We start from the raw sequence: 762 nt of genomic DNA, 5'->3' as shown, positions 1-762 counted from the left end.
CGAGGCCGACGATCAACCACCAGATCGCATGGTACGGGCCCGCAACTACGACACCGTTGCCGAGCTGGTCGCTGAGCGAGTCGAGCGGTCGCGCGGCCGGATCACCGCGAAACGTCTGCTATCAGTAGCGCGAGCGGCGGGTTATGCAGGCTCGGCCCGCAACTTCCGTCGTCTCGTCGCTCAGGAGAAAACACAGTGGCGCCGTGACCATCATCGTGGGCGTCGCCCGGCAGTGTGGGCTCCGGGTGACTACCTGGTCATCGATTGGGCCGTGATCGGCGGGCTACACATGTTCTGCGCGGTGTTGGCGTTCTCACGCTGGCGGTTCGTTCGGTTCGCCACCAACGAAACATCCACCACCACACTCGGATTCATCGCCGAGGCGTTGGAAGAGATCGGTGGAGTACCCAACAAGGTACTCGCTGATCGGATGGGCTGCCTCAAAGGTGGGGTCGTCGCCAACGTCGTCGTACCGACCCCCACGTATGTGCGGTTTGCCACCCACTACGGGTTCGCCCCGGACTTCTGTCACGGCGCCGATCCGGAATCGAAAGGGATCGTGGAAAACCTGTGCGGGTACGCGCAGTCGGATCTGGCGCAACCGTTGTGGACCGAAGCCAAGATCGCCGCAGGTCGTGACCACGTGCAGCTGGATGTGCACGCAGCGAACCGGGCCGCGCGGGACTGGTGTGTCGAGGTCAACACCCGCCGCCACAGCGACACACTGTGCGTGCCTGCTGAGCAACTCGATGTGGAACGAGA

At 63.6% G+C, this 762-nt stretch carries 1 protein-coding gene; it reads left to right on the top strand.

The window, feature by feature from the left end; all coding sequences use genetic code 11:
• Positions 1-762, top strand: a 762-nt coding sequence (istA, locus tag NWF34_RS25315; protein ID WP_258326406.1) for an IS21 family transposase, incomplete at both ends; no start/stop codon positions are given.

It is taken from the genome of Gordonia sp. GONU, from assembly GCF_024733855.1.
Lineage (GTDB): Bacteria > Actinomycetota > Actinomycetes > Mycobacteriales > Mycobacteriaceae > Gordonia > Gordonia amicalis.
Note: the sequence above shows the minus strand (reverse complement) of the source record. Positions and strands in the feature narration are given on the sequence as shown.